Below are 13,427 nucleotides of genomic sequence, written 5' to 3' on the forward strand. Positions count from 1 at the left end.
CTACCAGCTGCCAAAGGCCGTGCCGTCGCGTGCGACTCCGGGAGCGCCGCTACGCACGTCGTAGACGCCCGCTGTCACGCCGTCCGGCGCCGGCACCACGACCCAGGTGTCCGCTCTGTCGGTGAGCGGGTCCACGGGAACCGTTCGCAGGTAGCGCGCCTGAGCGAGCTGCTCCAGGCTCTCCGGCAGGCGCCCGGTGTCGGCTCGATGCTTGTCGATGGCCTCGCGCAGCATCCGCAGATCCGTGCGCAGCGCCACCTCCTTCGAGCGTTCGACCGACGCAAAGTAGCGCGGCGCGGCCAGCGTCAGCAGCGTGGCCAGGATGGCCATCACCACCAGCAGCTCGATCAGCGTGAACCCGCCTTGCCGGCCCGTCATGGAAATCCTCACCACTGCCTGTACGCCCTGCCGTCCAGGCCCTTGCCCGATGCCATGGAGTAGACGTCGAACACGTCGCGGCCGGGCTTTGGGTTGTCCGGCGGGCTTTCGTAGCTGCGCAGTCCCCAGGTCTGCGCATCATTGGCGGCGCGGTCGGCGAAGGGGTCGCGCGGGATGCGCCGCAGGAAGTACAGCTTGCTGCCCTGCGGCACCTGCGCGTTGACGACACCATCCACCAGCACCTGCAGGTTCGGCGGATACCCGGAGCCGCCCGCCGGCCTGGCGATCAGGCCGGCATCGACCATGCGCTTGTAGGCGTCCAGCGCCGAGCGGATCTCACGCAGCGCACGCCTGAGCTCCTCCTCCTTCGCGCGCTGATGCGACAGCTCCGCCAGCGGCATGGCGATGCCGGCAAGAACGGACATGATGGCGATGACGGCCAACAGCTCGACGAGCGAGAAACCTCGTCCAGCCATGATCCGGGTGCCGGGCCAGCCCATCGCGCTTTAGCTCCCGTCCGCCTTGGTCGGTACGCCCGCACCGTTCCTGGGCGGCTCCTTGGGGGCCTCGCTGGAAGGCGCTCCCGGCGACGTCGGGATCATCGGTGGAGGAGTGAAAACGGGCGGCTGCACCACCGGCTGTTCAGTCGGTGGCGCCATGCCCGGCACCGGCCAGCCAGGGGCCGCCGGCACGCCCGGCGCCACGGGAGATGCACCGGATACGCCAGCCGCTGCAGGCGTGCCGAGCTGGATGGGCGCGGCGCCCACCGATGCGTCGGTGCCTGCCAGGAACTCCTGCAACCCCACCCCCGGCAGTTCGACGTTGCGCACGATGTGCGGCGTCACCAGCAGCACGATCTCCGTGCGCATGTCGCTGTCCTGCGCCGCGCCGAAGAGCTTGCTCACCAGCGGCACCTCATTCAAGCCTGGCACGCCGGTGTTGGAGCGCCGTTCGTCGCGCTGGATGAGGCCCGCGAGGATGTTCGTCTCGCCGTCGTGCACCCTCAACGTCGTCGATGTGTTGCGCGTGCCCAGCCGGTAGGCCCGGGTTCCGCTCGTGCGCGTGATCGTCTCGAGGATGTTCGACACTTCCAGCGCCAGCTTCATGCCGACCTCATCGTCGATCGACACGGTCGGCTCGATGTCGAGCTTCAGGCCCACGTCGAGGTAGTTCACGGATTCCGACGTACCGACGTTGGCGGTGGCCGTCGTCGTGAACACCGGCACCCGCTCGCCGATCAGGATCTTGGCCGACTGCTTGCTGCGCACGCGCACCCGGGGATTGGCCAGCAGATGGGCGTCGCCCTTCTGGCTGCGCAACTGCGCCGCAATCGCCGGATCACTCACGTTCAGCCGAACCATGCTCGAGTTGCGGTTGCGGAGCTCGTCCAGCGTGAGCTGCCCCGCCACGCCGCCCGCGCCCACGACACTGGCAGACGCCGACGTGGGCCAGCTGATGCCCATGTCCAGCAGCCGGCTGACACTGACCTCCAGCACCTCCAACTCCAGCATCACCTCGGGCTCGGCGACGTCCTGCGCCGCGACGAGTTTCTCGGCAAGGCGGACGATTTCGGCACTGTCGCGCACGACGAGAAGGTTGAGCTTCTCGTCGACGACCACGTCCCTGGCCTTGGCGATCGCCCGCACGGTGTTGGCCACCTTGGCGGCGTCTGCATTGCTCAAGTAGAACGTGCGCACGACCATCTCGCGGTACTCCGCGGCCTTGGCCTGCGTGTTCGGGTAGATGAGCAGCGTGTCCTCGTCGAGCACACGGCGCTCGAGCTGGTTGGTTGCCAGCAGCAGGCGCAGGATGTCCTCCACCGGCTTGTTCGTCACCGACAAGGTGACACGCTGGTCCGTGCGAACGTCCTTGTCGAACATGTAGTTCAGTCCGGACGCCTGCTTCAGCGCCTCGAACACCTGCTGCAGGCTGGCCCCCGTGAAGCTCAGCGACACCGGCTTGCGGTAGCCCTCCTTCAGCTTCGGGTAGATGCCGAATTCCCGCCCGGTCCTGTCGGCCTGCTGCCGCATCAGTTGCCTGAGCGAGGCGTTGCCTCGCGGGTGGTTAGGGTTCTCGGACAGCACCTCCTGCACCTTCGCGATGGCCGCGTCCACGTCTCCCTTGCGCGCAAGCACCAGGCTGGCGTCCAGCGCCGTCCAGTGACGCTGCGCAGCCTCGACGCGCGTCAATCCAGCGGAGGCTCGCGCATTGGCCGGGTCGATCTTCATGGCCGCGGCATAGGCCTGGCGCGCGGCGTCGAAGTTCCCGGCATCGATGGCCAACTCAGCCTGGCGGAACAGCCGGTTCAGCGCAGCCTCGCGTTCAGTGAAGTAGCTGCTGCGGTACTCCAGGTTCTGCGGGCTCTGGTCGGTCGCCTGCCTGAGCTTGGTGAGGCCAGCTTCCACCTTGCCTTCGGCGAGATCGGCGCGCCCCTCGCGGAAAGCCTGGTACCCGGCGCAGCCGCCAAGGCTCGTGGCGACGGCAGTCAACGCGAGGCATCGGCGCAAGCGTCGCAAGGATGGGATTCGGCTGGGCACGGCTACTTCGATGGAATCAGGAAGGACGGGCCGGACCCCGGGGGGACGGCCAGCGGAACCTCGCGGCGGGTGGCGAGGTGATGCAGCAGCACCTGCTGCGGCTCGATCTGCGCGATGCGGTACTCGTCACCGAGCACGTCGCCGACGCGGCCCTGCAGCACGCCGCGCGGCCCCGCCAGGAACACGCTGGCGCCCTGCTCGTCGCGCCAGCTGCCGATGACCTGGTACGGCGGCGGCGGGGGCGGCGGCGGGAGCGGCTCGATGAAGGGCTGGGCCGCGGGCGCCGCGGCGACTGCCGGAGCGGCTGGGGCAGGCGGAGGCATGCGAACCGCGAAGGCATTGCGCGGATCGTCGGAGTCGGTAGCCCGCGTCCCTGCCGAGAGGTCGTCGGGGATCGCAACCGCGTCGGCACTCGCCGGCACTGGGGACGGAGCCATCGCGAGAGGCACGGGCCGCACGATGGCCGCGGCCACCTCGGGCGCGACATCACCCTCCGGCGGAACCCACCAGCGCAGGACCAGCAGCGCCAGCAGAATCGCGAGCAGCACGGCGAGGCGGCGCTGCTTCATGGCGTTGCGGCCCCGGTTGCAACCGGCCCCGCCGTGCCCGACGCCAGGTAGACGACGATGCCCAGCTTCGCCTCGACATCCGCCGTCTCGGCGCTGGCCCGGCTCAGGCTGAACTCGCGCAGCGTCAGCGTAGCGTTGTCCCGCAGTAGCACGGTCACGAAGCGCCGGATGCTCGGGTACGGGCCCGTGAGGGCACAACGCACGTCGAGGCTGGCCGGCGTCTCCTCGGTGGCGGGGTTGAGGCGGTAGTCCGCCGCCGGCCACCCGAGGCCCTGCTGCACCGCCGCGCGCTGCATGCGGGCGAGCAGTAGCGGCACGTCGCTCGTTGGCGGCAGGGGATGCGGTGCGGGCAGCTCGGCTCGCAACGCCTGCGCGGTGGCGATCGGCGGGGCACTCGCGGGTGCCTCGCGCTCCCAGCGCTGATGGGCACGCCAGGCCAGCCCACCACTGACGAGCGCCGCCGTGATCAAGACCAGGCCACCCATGCCCGCTGCACCGAGGCAGTGATGAAGGCGCCCGAACGCGATCCTCGCCGGCCGAATCATGGCGAAGCCCACCGCGTCAAGATGCTGAAGCGCACCACGCTGCGCCCCGCCGGGTCGGTCGCCTGCTCATGCGAACGCAAGGCGGCTGGTCCGAGCAAGCCGGGCTCGTCGAGGGATCGCACATAGGACAGGGCGTCTTCGAACGTGGGAGCCTCGCCGTCGATCCGCAGCCCGCCGGAAGCAGGATCGACCGACAACGCCAGCAGGTACACGGGTGGCTCGGTGACGTTCTCGATCAGGCGCAACGCAGGCAGCCAGGGCTGCCGCAGCCGGGGTGCGATGTGCTGCAGCCGGCGCTCGTCCGGGGAGAGTGCCACTGGCCTCAGCGCCGCGCGCTGCGCCTGCTCGGCGGCTTCCTGCCGCGAGCGCACCTCCGCATCGCGCTGCGCGCGCTGCCCGGTCCATCGCTGGCCGAGCCACAGCGAGGCCGCGAGCGCCGCAAGGCCCGCGCCCAGCAGGATCCAGCCGAGCCAGGCAGTGCGTTGGCGGCCCAGGAAATCGATGGTGGGCGCACTCACGCAGCCACCTCCGTCCGCCCTGGTGATCGAGGTGTCGGACTGTGTGCACCCGACGCCACCAGCTCGTTCCAGCCTGCTGTGACAGCCGCACCGTCCGGCCCCTCGATGCCCATCCGGGCGGCCTCGATGGCCACGAGGCGGATAGCCTCTTCGTCGTCGCTCGGCATGGCAGCTCCAGCGTTCATCGCGGTGATGCGGCCGTGCTCCATTCGGCACACCATCGCGCGGTCCTGCTCGACCCATGTCCACCACCCATGGCGCAGGCCTCGACGACGCCGCTCGAAGCGCTGCCACCCCCACGCAAAGGCCGGCTGCAGCGACGCAGCACGCAGGCCCGCAGCAGCCATCGCGCCCAGCACCGCTTGGCTGACCGACGGTGCAAGCCCGTAGCCGATGGCCTGGGGATCGCCCACCCGATGGTCGAGCTGCAGCTGCCATCCACTGGCGGATTCGCCCGGGTTCGCGTAGAGCGCGGCGAGCCGGTGCCTCAGCAGGTTCTCCACCTGGGCGCGAGACCACAGGCTGCGGCCCAGCTCGAGCAGCAGCACCGGCAACCAGGCCGATTCGAGCACCAGGTCCAGCGGCTTGCCTCGCGCCTCACTGTCGATCGTCTCCAGCCAGGCGTGCAGCTCGGCTTCAAGCAACGCCTCGGTGCCCGGCTTCGCGCTCAGCACGTGGTGGCCGCGCAGCTCCAGCCCGGCCGCAGAGCAGGCCCAATACTCGGCACGCTCGCGGCCGATGCGCAACACGCCGCGCCGGCGCCTGGTACCGAACTCAAGCGGCCACACGGTCCACCTCCTCCAGTGTCGTGTGGCCCCGCAAGGCGGCATCGATTGCGAGCGCACGCAGGCTGCGCCAGCCGGCGCGCTCGGCCTCGGCCTGGATCTGGGCCTGCGGCGCGCGCGCGGCCACGAGGCCCTTGAGGGCGGCATTGAGCGGCAACAGCTCGCCGAGCGCAAAGCGGCCCGCGTAGCCCGTGCCGCGGCACTGCTCGCAGCCGCGCGCCTGCATCAGCCGCGGCGTCCCGGCCAGCCGTTGCAGCGCGGCGCGCAGGTCCGCGTCCGTTGCATGGCCGGTCACGTCCATCGGCACCGCGCAGTGCGGGCACACGCGGCGCAGCAGCCGCTGCGCGAGCACACCGTTGATGGCGGATGCGAAGGTGTAGGCATCGATGCCGAACTGCTCGAACCGCCCCACCACGTCGAACACCGTGTTCGCGTGCACGGTGGTGAAGACGAGGTGGCCGGTCAGCGCCGACTGCACGGCGATCTGCGCCGTCTCTGCATCGCGGATCTCGCCCACGAGGATCTTGTCCGGGTCATGGCGCAGGATGGAGCGCAGGCCCCGCGCGAAGGTCAGCCCCTTGCGCTCGTTGACCGGGATCTGCAGCACCCCGGGCAACTGGTACTCCACCGGGTCCTCGATGGTGATGATCTTGTCGCGCGACTGGTGCGTCTCGGCGATCGCCGCATAGAGCGTGGTCGTCTTGCCGGAGCCCGTGGGCCCGGTCACCAGCAGCATGCCGTGCGGCTTGCGGCACAGCTGCCGAAGCGCCTCGGCCGATGCGTCGTCGAAGCCCAGCTTGGCCAGCGTCAGCCCGGCCAGGCTCTGGGCCAGGTGCTGGCGGTCGAGCACCCGCAGCACGGCATCCTCGCCGTGGATGCTGGGCATGATGGACACGCGCACATCGATCGAACGGCCGGAGTAGCTGATCTGCAGGCGGCCGTCCTGTGGCACACGGCGCTCCGCGATGTCCAGCTGGGCCATCACCTTGACGCGGCTGATGGCCTGGGCGGCCAGCTCGGCGCTTTCGATCCGGCGCATCGCGGTGAGCACGCCATCCAGGCGGAACTTGACGTTCAGGCCGGTGGGGTCGCTTTCGAGGTGGATGTCCGACGCGCCGGACTTCAGCGCGTCATACAGCGTGGAGTTGACGAAGCGCACGGCCGGGCTTTCGTCGTTGCCGATGTCGCGCAGGCTGAGCACTTCCGCGCTGGCCGAGACGACCGCGGCGCCGCCCGCCTCGGAGCCCATGGCCAGGCTGCCCAACGCGGTCAGGCTGCTCTCGCAGTGCGCCAGCCAGGCGTCGAGGGTGCCCACGCTCACCAGCGATACATCGAGTGATCCGAAGCGGCTGCGCGCCCAGGCCACGGTGTCGTTGTCGAAGGGGTCCGTGATCACCAGTTGCGGCCTGGATGCCGCGTCATGCAGCAAGGCGCAGCGGCGGCGCGCGCATTCGGTGAAGGGCAGTTGCTCGAAGCGTGGCTCCCATCCAAGCAGCGTCTGCATGCGCTGCACCGGCAATTGCAGCAGCGCGCCCAGCTCGTCCACCAGCGCCTGGGCGTCATCCGCCGTGGCCAGGAGCGCCGGCAGCACGTCGGCTTCGCCCTGCGAGCGGATGGCGGCGATGCGCTGTGCGAGCGTGCCGGTCATTGAATGGCCGCCGCCAGCTCGAAGATCGGCAGGTACATCAGCACCACCACCGTGCCGACGCCCACCCCGATCAAAACCATGACGATGGGCTCCAGCGCGCGCATGCCGCGCTCCAGCGAACGCGCCACTTCAGCGTCGTGGAACTGCGCGATGCGCGTGAGTACGCCACCCATGTCGCCGGTGCGCTCGCCGGCGCGCATCAGCTGCTCGGCCACCGGCGTGACCATGCCGGCGCGCACGTGGGCGTCAGCCGGCGCCAGGCCGTCGCGCAGCGCCCGCTCGGTGGCGCTGCCACCGTCCCGCAGCCCTTGGGGCAGCAGGCCGTTGGAGAGCGAGAGCGCCTCGGGCAGCGGGATGCCGCCGGACACCAGCATGCCCGTGGCGCGGTACCAGCGCGCGAGGAAGTAGGTGCGCAGCCGGGCCCGCAACGGTGCCCACCGCAGCAGGCGCTGCAGCATGCGGCCCCGGAACGACGGCGTGATGGCCGCGGCAACGATGGCCGCCACCGCCACGCCCGCAGCAGCAACCAGCCATGCGCCGTGCGCACCCAGCCACCCGGCCCACCACACCATCGCGCGGGCCGACCACGGCAGCTCGCCGCCCATGCCCTCGAACACGCGCGCAAAGCGCGGCATCACGTACAGCAGCAAGAAGAGCAACACAGCCGTGCCCACGCCGGAAAGTAGCAGCGGGTAGATCGCCACCGACGTGATGCGATGCCGCAGTTCGGCCACGCGCTGCTCGTGTTCAAGGAAGCGGGTGAACGCCTGCGGCAGGTCGGAGGTCAGCTCGGAGGCGCGCACCAGCGCCACCAGCAGCGCCGGGAAGCGCGCATCGGCAGACAGCGCGTCGGACAGGCGCGCGCCGCCGCGCAGGCGATCGGTGAGGGCCTGCAGCACTGGGCGCTGCGGGGCCTTCGCGGCCTGGCCCAACGTGTCCAGCCCTTCGATGAGGCTCAGGCCCGCTTGGAGCAAGTCCCGCAACTGCTCGACGAACACGAGCACATCGAAGGACGAGCGCGTCGCCCCCACGTCGAACACCTGCTCCAGGCCGAAAGCTGCCGGACGCAGCGTCAGCACGGAGTAGCCTTGCTGCGTGGCCCGCTGCCGCGCGTCGTCGAGGCTCGCCGCGTCGAGCTCGATCGCTTGCGGCGCGCCGCGCCCGCGCACGACTTCCAGTTTGATGCGCATACCGCCGCGGCGCGCTCAACGCCCGGAATCCCAGACGCTGAGGTCGGCGTTCTCATCCGAACCGCCCCGCTGGCCGTCCTTGCCGTAGCTCAGCAGTTCGAAGTCGTGTCCCGCGTCGCCCGGTCGGCGGTAGAGGTACGGGTGGCCCCAGGGGTCGAGGGGAAGCGCCTTCGCGAGGTAGGGGCCCGACCATTTCGGTTCGTCGGCCGGGCGCTCGACGAGGGATTTGAGGCCTTGTTCCGTGCTGGGATAGCGTCCTGCGTCCAGGCGGTACGTGGCCAAGGCCTTGTCGAAGGCGTCAAGCTGGGCGCGCGCGGCCTTCACCTCGCTCTTGCCCACCTGCTGGAAGAAGCGCGGCGCAACGTAACTCGCCAGCAGGCCAATGATGACCATGACGACCAGCAGTTCGAGCAGAGTGAAGCCCGCGGTGCGCGGTTGCGCTCTGATTGAAGTTAACTGCACTGCGCAGACGCCGAGGTGGCCACCCCATTCAACTCGGCAAGCAGGCAAGGTACCCCTGGCATGTTGGACCTCTCTTGTATGGACGCCAACACCTTCTGCTGCCGACTCGAATCCATTCGAGTTCGGAACATGTGAACGTATTCCAAGCGCATTTCCCGATCCCCCGCTAGCGCGCCGGTGAGTGCCCAGTGCTCCGACATCGCCTCGACGCCGTCGGACGCGGCGCGCTTGTAAAGCGCGCGAATAGCCTCCACGTCACCGCGGTCCGCGGAGGCCATCAGCGCTTGAACTTCAGGGTCCGTCTTTTCGCAGCATCCTCGGTCACGAATCATGGCGACTGAACCGAACAGGATGGCCAAAAGCACAAGACAAATCGCGATCAGAGACTTCCTGGCAAGCATCACTCTTATCTCAAGTCGTAGGTAATCCACATGCCGGGCGTCACACCAATGCCAAGCGAGGTCCCAGGGATGCTCAACATATTCCAAACACCGGTATCGAAGGAGCCAAACGAAGAGGATTGACCATTAGGGGCTGTTACCGGGACATCAAGTTGTCGGCTTAGGTCCATGGCAATGTTTGTCTTCCCTCTGCCTGTCCTGCATGCATCAAGCTTGATTGGCATTCCCGGCGCCCATTTGCCACTTTCTCGAATAAGTGTAGCAAGGCGCGATGCATTCATCTGGCTGACAGTAGTCTGACTGCCGTGCGAAATGATCGTCAGCAAGCCAGGTGTATCTGGCGCCGCTTGTGCAGCGGCGTAGTTTGAATCAGTGGGCTTGAGGAGGATTATCTTTTCTAGGCCGTTCGGGTCGACAGCGCCGATTGGGCTTCCATCCACGTAGGCATAGGTGTTGACGCCACCCGCCAACCCAATCGGATCGCTCTGGGTATACCGCCCCGTATTCGGATCGTAGTACCGATTCCAGTTGTACCAAAGCCCGCTCTCGGCATCGAAGTACTGCCCCGGGAAGCCGATGTTGAGGCCGCCGACGGTGTTGGTCACCACGGTGCGCCCGAAGGCGTTGTTCGATGCGCGCCAGACGACCTGGGCGGCAGCATTGGTCACCACCTCGGGCCGGCCCAGGTGGTCGTTGTGGCTGGCGTAGAAGGCACCGCCGCGCATGAAGCCGATCATCTCGCCGCCCAGCCACACATAGGCCGTGTTGCCCTGCGGGCCGCGCTCGTACAGCAGCTCGCCGCCCGCGCCGTAGACGAACAAGGTGTTACCCAGCGAGGTGGTCTTCCACAGCCGCTGGTTGTTCGTCGCATAGCCGTAGGTGCCCACCACCGTGCCGCCCACCTTCGCCTGAGACAGGCGGTTGAAGGCGTCGTAGTCGTAGGTCTGCGCGGTGCCGTTGGGCGCGTGTTGCTTGAGGTTGCCCACCGTGTCGTAGATGAAGTTCTGCGTCGTGCCTCCGCCGGTCACGGTCTTCAGCCGGTTGGAGGCCGGGTCGGTGGTGTAGGTGTAGGTGACACCGCCGACGGTGTGGGTCTTGCGGTTGCCGCTGGCGTCCAGCGTGAAGCTCTGATTGGCGCCGCTGCGCGTCACCGTGTCCAGGCGATCCTGGTCGTCGTAGGCCAGCGTGGACGACTGGCTCGCGCCGTAGACCTGGTCGGTGATGCTGGCGATCGTGTCCAGCTTGGGCGTGAAGCCGTATTGCAGCCCATGCACCGCGCCGCCGCCCAGGGCGGTGAGACGGCGGTCGACGTCCTGCGTGTACATCCGCGGCAGTCCGTTGCCGAAGCGCCAGGCGTAGCGCTGGTCCGTTGCCGGCTGGTAGAGCATGCTGTCGGCCACCACCAGCGAGCCGTTGCCGGGGTTGCCCAGCACCTTGCTCAGCCGGCCGTAGGTGTCGTACTGGAAGGTCAGCGTCTGGCCGTCGGGGTAGCTCATGCCGGTGAGCTTGCCCACGGTGTCATACGTCCAGTTCACGGCGAGCGACTGGCTGAGCGCCGTCACGGTCTGCTTGGTCAGCCGGCCCCCCACCTCGTAGGCGAAGGCCACGCTGCCGCCGGTGCCGGCCAGCTTGGTCAGCCGGCCCTTGCCGTAAGTGCCCTCGTCGTAGGTGAGGCTCTCGGCCGTAGTGCCGTTGGTGCGCGAGGTCACGCGGCCGGCAGCGTCCAGGCCGAGCTTGACCTCGCGGCCGTCGGCGTACTTGGTGGAGCTGAGCCGGCCCACGGTGTCGTAGCCGAACGTCGTCACGCCCGTGTCCGGGCTGGTCTGCTGGGTGACCTGGCCGAAGCCGTTGTACAGGTAGCTGGTCTTCAGGCTGCGCGGGTCGGTGAAGCTCTCCAGCTGGCCTGCGGCGTCGTAGGCGTTGATGGTGGAACTGCCGTCGGGCCAGTGCTGGGTCTTGGTCACGCGTCCCAGGATGTCGTAGTCGATCTGCGTGGCATGCCCGTCCGCGGTGGAGATGGCCCGGGCGTTGCGCGCGCCGTCGTACATGAACGTCGTGGTCTGGCCGGCCTTGCCGGTGATCGTGACTGGCTTGCCGGAGAGCCCGTCGAGGGTCATGTTCTCCTCGAAGAACGGCACTCCGTCGACCCAGTCGAGGGCATAGTCGGGAATGGTGTCCCACTGGTCTGGCGGCACGTGGTTCGCCTGCAGCCATGCGGGGCGAACGGTGCCGTCGCGCACCGACTGCCACGTGGTCGCGGAGACGGCGCCGTTGCTGTAGGTGGGCGTGTTCCGGTGGAACTTCGACTTGTGGGTCTGAAGATCCTTGGTGAACAGCGCCTCCTCCGCGGCGGCGTTCTTGGTCTTCAGCAGGAAGTCGCCGTTGTAGGTGAAGTCCGTGCGCGCCCCGGTGGAGTCGGACGTCGACAGCAAGCGGTCTTGCGTGTCGAACTGGCTCTTGGCCCAGCCCACGCTGGCCGTGGTGGCCGAGAGCGTGTTGCCGCGGAAGTCGTAGGTCAGAGTGGTGGTGACGCCGTTGGCGTCCTTCACCGAGCCAGGAAACCCCATCGCGGTGTAGCCGCTGTAGGTGGTGACATGCCCCAGCGGGTTGGTGACGGTCAGCAGGCGCCCCTTGTCGTCGTAAGTGGCGGTGGTGCTGGCCGTGCCCGACGGCAACGTTTCCTTCGTGACGATGGTCTTGGAAACGCCGTTGGGGTGGAAGAGGGAGTACTCGTAGCTGACGGTGCGCACAGCGCCGCCGGGCTTGAGGTCCTTGACGGTGATCGAACCCGGCAGGTTGTTGAACATCGCGCCGGCCGGGCTGGTGTAGGTATAGAGCGTCTGCTGCAGCGCTACGTCCTTGGCGTCATACTGCGTGATGGACTCGATCTGGTCGCCCGCGTAGGTGTAGACGGTCTTGCTCTGCGCCGCCGTGCCGGGCGCGACGGTGCGCACCTTGATACGACCGTCCTTGTCGAACTCGTAGTTCGTGACGGCGCCGTTCAGGTCGGTCGAGCTGGTCAGGCGCCCATCCGTGTAGCTTTGCGTCGCGGTGGCGGCCGAACAGCCGGGGGACGCGCTGTACTCCGTGCGCACCACGTTCTTGCTCCCGTACGAGGCGGCAAAGGTGTACTTGGTCGTGGTGCCGCCATGGGTCAATGTGGTCGAGTCGGTGCCGTAGGCAAGGCCGTCGACGTCGCTGACGATGACGCGGCCGAGACTGTCGTACTGGTACGACTTCCCATTGGCGCCGGTCAACAGATGGGCGCCGGCAGAGCTGGTGTAGCTGTACGACGAAGCCGATTTCCATTCAGTGGAGCCGGCCACCTGGCTCTGCACCGACGACAGCATGCCCGCAGAGGTATACGTGTACTTCCACAGCGAGTTGTCCGGCGCGGTGACCTGGGTGACGTGCTTGCCGTCACCCCAGACGAAGCTGAGCTGCTCGCCCATCGCGTTGCGCAGCGTCGACAGGCGGCCGCTTTGTGCATCCCGCGTGAAGGTATGGCTCGCCGTGGTGGAGTAACTGTCCTGGATCTTGTTGACCAGGAAACGGCGGCTGGAGCCTGCAGGCGTGTACGCCGAGAAGTAGTGGGCAATGCGTCCAACGTAGACCACGATCGCACTGCTGGAGGACCTGATCGCGTAGACCTGCGAGTTGCCGGGTGTGCCGCCTGCCCTCAATGCGCTGGGCAGGAAGTAGTAGGCCGTGGCGCCGGGCGGCACCCACTTGTACAACTCGAAGGTGTCGCCACCGGGCAGCGAGAACGTGATGGTGTCGTCCCAATTCAGGGGGTTGTTGGTGATGCTCTCGCTGCCAACGTCCAGCGCATAGTCCACGCTCGACTGCCAGTTCGTCCCGAAGATGAACCCCCGATCCCACTTGTCTTCCGATCGATAGCGTCGGCCCATGCCGAGTGGCAGCGCCGAGTCGTGCACGAAATCGGTCTGCCGCAAGCGCTTATTGCCGGTGGCCAGATCAACAGGGTTTGGGGATTCTGGTGTGGTGGACGGAACGCCAGAGGAGCAGCTGTCACCCGACTCCTTCTTGCCATCGCCGGCGCCTGTGGTGTTCGCCTGGAAAGTCGGTGGCTGGCGAGAAGGATCTGGGTACGCAGGAGTGGGCGAAAACCCAGGGCGGGCATTCGGGTCGAGCGGCGGCGGGTTGGGCGGCGGCGGTTCGGGCGGCAACCGATCCCCTTTGACGGGGACCACTTGGGGGGGCGGCTCCTGGGCAGTTGCGTTCAGCGCGCTCAGCGTGATCGCAAACAGCACACCTACAGTGGCAATGGCTCGTGGGTTCATGGGGTCGTGGGGCATCGGATCGCCTGCTGGCGACCGTATTCGAATTGACGTGGATAAGCCGCAGGAGCGCTCGCCGAGGCCGGAGCGCTT

At 68.0% G+C, this 13,427-nt stretch carries 11 protein-coding genes; all 11 read right to left on the reverse strand.

The annotated features are described in order from the left end of the window. The 11 genes from ACS5PM_RS28490 to ACS5PM_RS28540 all read right to left on the reverse strand — a co-directional run bounded on the left by ACS5PM_RS28490 (nucleotide 1) and on the right by ACS5PM_RS28540 (nucleotide 13,352). Complete coding sequence (locus ACS5PM_RS28490) at nucleotides 1-378, reverse strand: type II secretion system protein (protein WP_439391308.1); 378 nt, start codon at nucleotides 376-378, stop codon at nucleotides 1-3. Nucleotides 379-386: 8 nt separating this feature from the next. Further along, on the reverse strand, nucleotides 387-854 hold the full coding sequence (locus ACS5PM_RS28495) for a type II secretion system protein (protein ID WP_439391309.1): 468 nt from the start codon (nucleotides 852-854) through the stop codon (nucleotides 387-389). 30 nt (nucleotides 855-884) lie between these two features. Continuing rightward, nucleotides 885-2,867 (reverse strand): secretin GspD/PilQ domain-containing protein, encoded by a 1,983-nt coding sequence (locus ACS5PM_RS28500; protein WP_439391310.1) that lies wholly within the window; start codon nucleotides 2,865-2,867, stop codon nucleotides 885-887. A gap of 50 nt (nucleotides 2,868-2,917) precedes the next feature. Continuing rightward, nucleotides 2,918-3,484: a hypothetical protein gene (locus ACS5PM_RS28505; protein WP_439391312.1), complete on the reverse strand. Its 567-nt coding sequence runs from the start codon at nucleotides 3,482-3,484 to the stop codon at nucleotides 2,918-2,920. Further along, on the reverse strand, nucleotides 3,481-3,969 hold the full coding sequence (locus ACS5PM_RS28510) for a hypothetical protein (RefSeq protein WP_439391313.1): 489 nt from the start codon (nucleotides 3,967-3,969) through the stop codon (nucleotides 3,481-3,483). Before ACS5PM_RS28510 ends, ACS5PM_RS28505 begins: the two co-directional genes overlap by 4 nt. Before the next feature lie 56 nt (nucleotides 3,970-4,025). Continuing rightward, complete coding sequence (locus ACS5PM_RS28515) at nucleotides 4,026-4,547, reverse strand: PilN family protein (RefSeq protein WP_439391314.1); 522 nt, start codon at nucleotides 4,545-4,547, stop codon at nucleotides 4,026-4,028. After that, the gene (locus ACS5PM_RS28520) at nucleotides 4,544-5,335 is read right to left on the reverse strand and encodes a hypothetical protein (protein ID WP_439391315.1); all 792 of its coding nucleotides are present in this window, start codon (nucleotides 5,333-5,335) and stop codon (nucleotides 4,544-4,546) included. Before ACS5PM_RS28520 ends, ACS5PM_RS28515 begins: the two co-directional genes overlap by 4 nt. After that, on the reverse strand, nucleotides 5,322-6,980 hold the full coding sequence (locus ACS5PM_RS28525) for a GspE/PulE family protein (RefSeq protein ID WP_439391316.1): 1,659 nt from the start codon (nucleotides 6,978-6,980) through the stop codon (nucleotides 5,322-5,324). Before ACS5PM_RS28525 ends, ACS5PM_RS28520 begins: the two co-directional genes overlap by 14 nt. After that, nucleotides 6,977-8,170, reverse strand: coding sequence for a type II secretion system F family protein (locus tag ACS5PM_RS28530; protein WP_439391317.1), 1,194 nt, complete (start codon nucleotides 8,168-8,170; stop codon nucleotides 6,977-6,979). The genes ACS5PM_RS28525 and ACS5PM_RS28530 overlap by 4 nt, the downstream gene beginning before the upstream one ends. Before the next feature lie 15 nt (nucleotides 8,171-8,185). After that, nucleotides 8,186-8,632 carry a type II secretion system major pseudopilin GspG gene (gene gspG, locus ACS5PM_RS28535; RefSeq protein WP_439391392.1) on the reverse strand — a complete coding sequence of 149 codons (447 nt, stop codon included), beginning with the start codon at nucleotides 8,630-8,632 and terminating at the stop codon, nucleotides 8,186-8,188. Nucleotides 8,633-9,038: 406 nt separating this feature from the next. After that, nucleotides 9,039-13,352: an RHS repeat-associated core domain-containing protein gene (locus ACS5PM_RS28540; protein ID WP_439391318.1), complete on the reverse strand. Its 4,314-nt coding sequence runs from the start codon at nucleotides 13,350-13,352 to the stop codon at nucleotides 9,039-9,041. Nucleotides 13,353-13,427: the final 75 nt, after the last annotated feature.

Origin of the sequence: Ideonella flava, assembly GCF_051857595.1 — a bacterium.
Taxonomy (GTDB): Bacteria; Pseudomonadota; Gammaproteobacteria; order Burkholderiales; family Burkholderiaceae_C; genus Ideonella.

Bases quoted from the DNA above. Each gene is read 5' to 3' on its own strand.
- ACS5PM_RS28490 (WP_439391308.1), bottom strand. From the start codon at position 378: ATGACGGGCCGGCAAGGCGGGTTCACGCTGATCGAGCTGCTGGTGGTG.
- ACS5PM_RS28495 (WP_439391309.1), bottom strand. From the start codon at position 854: ATGGCTGGACGAGGTTTCTCGCTCGTCGAGCTGTTGGCCGTCATCGCC.
- ACS5PM_RS28505 (WP_439391312.1), bottom strand. From the start codon at position 3,484: ATGAAGCAGCGCCGCCTCGCCGTGCTGCTCGCGATTCTGCTGGCGCTG.
- ACS5PM_RS28510 (WP_439391313.1), bottom strand. From the start codon at position 3,969: ATGGGTGGCCTGGTCTTGATCACGGCGGCGCTCGTCAGTGGTGGGCTG.
- ACS5PM_RS28525 (WP_439391316.1), bottom strand. From the start codon at position 6,980: ATGACCGGCACGCTCGCACAGCGCATCGCCGCCATCCGCTCGCAGGGC.
- ACS5PM_RS28530 (WP_439391317.1), bottom strand. From the start codon at position 8,170: ATGCGCATCAAACTGGAAGTCGTGCGCGGGCGCGGCGCGCCGCAAGCG.
- ACS5PM_RS28540 (WP_439391318.1), bottom strand. From the start codon at position 13,352: ATGCCCCACGACCCCATGAACCCACGAGCCATTGCCACTGTAGGTGTG.